Annotated in this window: 3 protein-coding genes and 3 pseudogenes; 3 read left to right on the forward strand and 3 right to left on the reverse strand. The window is 52.5% G+C overall.

All coding sequences use genetic code 11. From position 1 onward, the window contains the following. Positions 1 to 741: 741 nt before the first annotated feature. Positions 742 to 984: pseudogene (locus C6H66_RS27855) on the reverse strand (ISL3 family transposase); the annotation flags it as partial. Between the two features lie 846 nt (positions 985 to 1830). Here C6H66_RS27855 and C6H66_RS27860 point away from each other — a divergent pair. From C6H66_RS27860 to C6H66_RS24720, 3 genes and pseudogenes are all read left to right on the forward strand, one after another. Next, a pseudogene (locus tag C6H66_RS27860) lies at positions 1831 to 2229 on the forward strand (recombinase family protein); the annotation flags it as partial. A gap of 115 nt (positions 2230 to 2344) precedes the next feature. After that, positions 2345 to 3235 carry an Rpn family recombination-promoting nuclease/putative transposase gene (locus C6H66_RS24715; RefSeq protein ID WP_105397035.1) on the forward strand — a complete coding sequence of 297 codons (891 nt, stop codon included), beginning with the start codon at positions 2345 to 2347 and terminating at the stop codon, positions 3233 to 3235. 28 nt (positions 3236 to 3263) lie between these two features. Then, positions 3264 to 3629: pseudogene (locus tag C6H66_RS24720) on the forward strand (DUF2913 family protein); the annotation flags it as partial. Between the two features lie 39 nt (positions 3630 to 3668). Here C6H66_RS24720 and C6H66_RS24725 read toward each other — a convergent pair. After that, positions 3669 to 4406, reverse strand: coding sequence for an IS30 family transposase (locus C6H66_RS24725; RefSeq protein WP_105397036.1), 738 nt, complete (start codon positions 4404 to 4406; stop codon positions 3669 to 3671). After that, the coding region (locus C6H66_RS24730; protein ID WP_146111140.1) for a transposase domain-containing protein at positions 4369 to 4559 on the reverse strand (191 nt) is incomplete at its 5' end. The genes C6H66_RS24730 and C6H66_RS24725, both read right to left, overlap by 38 nt.

Genomic DNA, 4559 nt, shown 5'->3' on the forward strand with positions numbered 1-4559 from the left:
CCGCAATGGTAGAAGTTGGGATAGATATTGTGTTACCTGCTCGTTAACAATATTAGAGCAGGATTTAAAAAAGATTGGTGACATAAAAGCGCAACTTGACAAAAAGGAACCGTAGGTAGGATCTTCCATTTCCCCATAATTGCCGGGGGAATGGTGGCTTTATGGGAGAGGCATCCGTAGTTTCCCTACAGTAAAAGATTTCGCTTAAATGTAGTTACACAACTCGTCATTTTCGGGGGTTCTTCCACTGGACCCCATGTCGAGTTTTGTGGTGAATCGTCGTTTGTTCAACCTTATGACAGGAAACCGATACACTGCGGACAGGTAGCATTATCAGAATACATACCAGGAGTACGACACCGGCCAATACTTTGAATAGCACATTACCAATGCTCAGAATGACAACCGGCCTTACTTTTAAAAAGCAGTCGTATATGTAGTGCTTTACCCATTTTGGCACGCGAGACTTTTCGTCGCACTTTTCCATAATCATCTGAACCATTGCCATGAGAATGTATACCCGCCTAACACCGAAATGAGGCTCATAGTCCCCAGAGTGTTTTTTACGTATTCTTCTAAGCTGTATCTTGACTACCCTGAACCGCTTACGTTCTGCTGTATAACGAATTCTTTTTTCAAAGCGATGCATTTGCTTCCAGTCGTTTAAAATTAAACCATTTGAAGCCGGCATTAAATTCAAATATTCCGTGCCGTTGTATTAGATATAGGGTTGAAACAGGGTTATAAATGCCCTGCTTCGATCTCATAAATCAGTGTTGATATATCGACACCGTAATTTTTCGATGGGGAATTTTCCGCAACGCCATAGTAAGGCATTTTGCCCATAGCGCCTTCGGATATTAGTTGACGCTGATAGTGAGGATTCCTGACCTTCTGGAAACCCTCCGTAAACAGGATTTTGGCTCGCAACGCTTCAAAACTGTAACCACGGCCAATACGGTTAACTACGCAGATCAGTGAGTTAAACATCCACTTTCGTCCACGTTTCATCGTTTTCCGGCACCGGGGGTTTTCGTTGATGTTGGACACCATGCCCCGGTTAAAAATGGCTTTGCGGTTAGCCCGGCAGTCGTACGCCCCGTCCAGGCTGATAACGCTGCCGTGCAGGTCGAGCCCCAGGGCTTTAGCCAGCGAAGTCAGACGGGGCAGGGCTTCACGAAACAAAGGGGATTCATTCTGTTTACCGGCAGCGGTGACGAAGGGAGCGAGTACATTGCAGTTCCGGTCGCAGAAGGCCACGATTTTGTCACCCTTCATTTTTTTGTGGCCGCTGAAGCCGATGTTATCCCCGCCTTTTTTCGCCGTGGTGGTCGTACCATCACCGTGGATAACCGCGAGATCGAGCATCCCGCCCTGATGCAGCAGGCTGACGCTGCCGGTAAAGATGGAGTCAAAACAGCCGAGGGTCAGCCAGCGCCGGTAAGAGGCGTAGACCCGGGTGTAGTGAATTTCAGGGCGGCCATCCGGGCCTTTGTCGATGGGAAGCATTTTCCACTGACAGCCGAGGTAAAGCAGCATCAGGATATAGTTGAATATCTTAAAATTGCTTATTTTTAGAGCGGGACCACGGCGTGGAGCGACCAGGTGGGGCAAGATAAATTTCTGGAACTGAGGAAGGGTCAATTGGGTTGGGATCGCCCGGCCAGACTGGGTTTTCGGCATAATCACCGTCAAAGAATGAGGATTTTATGGCTGCGGGCAGAGCAAACGCCAATCCCTGTTGGCACAGGGACTGCAGACAAATTCCACCCTGCAGGAAAACCCGCTACCAGTTGCTGGAAAGAAGGGTGCCAGGCACGCGATGACTGCCTCGATTACTTGCGGGAAGGGGATACGTTGGTGGTCACCCGTATCGATCGTCTGTCACGCAGCCTTCGTGACCTGCAAAACTTGGTACATGAGCTTGAAGGGCAAAATATCAAGCTCAGGGCGACAGAGCAGGCCATTGATACGTCCTCCGCTTCCGGTAAGGCTTTTCTTGATATGCTTGGCGTCTTCGCCGAGTTCGAGACACGCCTGCGCCAGGAACTCCAGCGGGAAGGCATTGCCTGGGCAAAAGCCAAAGGAGCATATAAAGGAAGAAAACCCACCGCTCAGGCGAAAGCGCAGCAGGTCATTGAATTGATGCTGGCCGGATTAACCCGCGAAGCGGTTGCCGGCCAGCTGGGCATTGGCAGGGCCAGCGTCTACCGGATATTAAAAACCTGGCGACTGCACCATCCCGATGCCATCTTGCCCGGAGAGCGGGTGAAGCCTTCGCTCAGCCATAGTGAGCCTGAGGCCGAACGTGCTATGATAGCCCGATGCGACATTTCGGCAATTTCTGACGCAACCCGAGATTGCCCGCGACTTCATGGGTATTCATTTGCCGTCGGAACTGCGGGCCATCTGCGACCTCAGTACGCTGAAGCTGGAGTCCGGCTCCTTTGTCGAAGATGACCTGCGTCAGTATTTCAGCGACGTGCTTTATAGCCTGAAAACCACTACCGGCGCTGACGGTTACGTAATGGTGCTCATCGAACACCAATCGAGCCCCGATAAACACATGGCCTTTCGCCTCATCCGATATGCTGTAGCCGCTATGCAGCGTCACCTCGAGGCCGGTCACAAAACGCTGCCGCTGGTCATTCCGGTGCTGTTCTATACGGGTAAACGCAGCCCGTATCCGTACTCGACCAACTGGCTGCAGGAATTTGATGACCCTGCGTTGGCGGGGAAACTGTATACCGGCGATTTTCCGCTGGTTGATGTGACGGTCATCCCCGACGAAGAGATTATGGGCCACCGCAGCATGGCCGCACTGACCCTGCAGCAGAAACATATTCGCCAACGCGACCTGGCAGAGCTGACGGACAGACTGTCCGCCATTCTGCTGGTCGGCTATCTGTCTTCGCCACAGGTCATTTCGCTGATACACTATATTATCCAGGCCGGTGAATCGGCGGATGCGCAGGCATTTGTACGCGAACTGGCCCTGCGGGTACCGCAACATGAGGATGAACTGATGACCATCGCACAACAGCTTGAACAAAAGGGTATTGAGAAGGGTATAGAGAAAGGTATCCAATTGGGTGAACAGCGCGGTATTGAAAAAGGGCGACATGAAGGCAAACTCGAAGTTGCCCGTACCATGCTGGCCAATGGCCTTGATCGCGATTCGGTCATGAAGATGACCGGTCTGACCGCTGACGACCTAGCGCAGATCCACCATTAATCTTTCGATTCGACGGGCAGGGCAGCCATTGTCAGACAAGACCGAATCCGTTACCACAGAGAACACCACCTCAGCGCTCAGCCATCTGGCGTTCTGCGCCCTGGTGGCGCTGGGGCTGTCGCGCCAGGAAGGTATCGCCGGCACACCCTATGCCGAAAACCTGTTCCTGATCCGCTGGTTGGCCACCGCTCAGAAGCAAAAGCGCTTTCCTAGGAGCGTGGCGATTGATATCCAGTGGTTACTCGAATGCGGCCGCAAACATGGGCCGGCTGGCAAGCTGCGCCAGCATCTTGAATACCTCTGGCGCTCCTGCAGCGGCAATCTGGCCGCACAATCCGACCTGTTCCGGCTCACCTACGCCTCAGAAACACTGAAAGACCAGGGCTGGGACAATGCCCCATTCCCAGTCGAAACGCAACAAAACGGTAGAGGCTTATGCCGCCTGTATGTACGTTAAAAATACCTCATTAGGGGAGAAATAACCCAGTGATTTTCGCCCTCGCGTGTTGAGTATGTGTTCAAGTGCAGCAATCTTGCGATGGGTGACCAGGTTGAAGTCTGTACCCTTGGGGTAAAAACGCCGTATCAGCCCATTGGTATGCTCATTCAACCCGCGTTCCCATGAATGGTAAGGGCGGGCAAAGTAGACCTGCGCACCGGTGATTTGCGTAATTTGCTCGTGCCGGGCGAATTCCGGGCCGTTGTCGGCAGTCAGAGTTTTAAACACGCAGAAGGTATTGGCGACAATGTCCCGGAAAGCCGCTACCACCGTCTCTGCGCGCTTATTGGGGAGTTTGCGAATAAAGACCGTCTTGACGGCTTTATCGACCACTGTCAGCAGAAATGACTTCTGGTCTCTGCCAAAAATGGTGTCAATTTCGAAGTGTCCTGGCTGCTGTTTAAGGTCAGCTTCTGCAGGGCGGTGCTCAATACCAACGCGGTTGGGAATGGGGCCACGCTTAGGTTGGCCGATATTATAGCTATACCGTTTTCCACGATGAGGAAGTTGCTGATACAGCTCACCGCCGGCCTGGCGCTCGAGCTGGATATGGCGATAGAGCGTATTCTTGCTGACTGAGAGTAATGTTCCGGTGGACTCACCTTGCGTTGTCAGATAACAACAAAATGGGATGTTAACGGAAGGGATTCTCAGGCCAGGGCAGCAGCTCATTCAACCGATTGTTCGGCCAGACAGGCAGCCGGCTGAGGACATCACGTAACCAGACCCAGGGCTCATGTCCGTTGGCCTGAGCGGTTTCCAATAGGCTCATTATCATGGCCGCCCGTTGTCCCGCGGGCAGGGAACCCGCAAAAAGCCAGTTCT

It is taken from the genome of Photorhabdus hindustanensis, from assembly GCF_002968995.1.
GTDB classification, from domain to species: Bacteria; Pseudomonadota; Gammaproteobacteria; order Enterobacterales; family Enterobacteriaceae; genus Photorhabdus; species Photorhabdus akhurstii.